At 57.1% G+C, this 517-nt stretch carries 1 protein-coding gene; it reads left to right on the forward strand.

What is annotated here, in order from left to right:
* Window positions 1-21 precede the first annotated feature (21 nt).
* On the forward strand, window positions 22-517 hold a 496-nt coding region (locus tag AACY45_RS27915; RefSeq protein WP_445261232.1), incomplete at its 3' end, for a hypothetical protein.

Raw genomic sequence — 517 nt, forward strand, 5'->3', positions numbered from 1 at the left:
AACCTGGGCAAGACAGTGAGCGTGACCTACACCGTCACCCGGGATGGCAAGCCCACGACCTCGCTACCGCTCACGTTGAGTGTTGGCGCCTTGCCCGTCACGGAGCTCAACTCACCGATGATTACTGACGCCGACGCCAACAACGTGCTGGACGTGGTGGCACTGGGCACCAGAGCGGGAACGATACATGCGCGTGTCTGGGCGTTGATCGCCGAAGGTCAGCAGGTGTGGATGAGCCTGTTAGGCAAAAAAGCGGATGGTTTGGATCACAATACTTTCATGTGGGCCGGAGGAAGCAAGAGTGTCAACCGGACGTGGGTCGAGCAAGGGTATTGGCCTCATAGCGTGACCAACAGCTACTTCACGCTGCTGGCCCATGACAGCACTTTGACGCTCACCTTCAAGGCCGCGCTGGATAAAAGCAACAAGGTCGAAAATGCGCTGGTGTTCCCGAACCAGGTTTACACCATCAAGGCCATTGAGTTGGTCACCCCTACGATTACCTCGGTCAAAGGCT

This window comes from Pseudomonas sp. RA_35y_Pfl2_P32 (assembly GCF_963970735.1).
Classification (GTDB): Bacteria; Pseudomonadota; Gammaproteobacteria; order Pseudomonadales; family Pseudomonadaceae; genus Aquipseudomonas.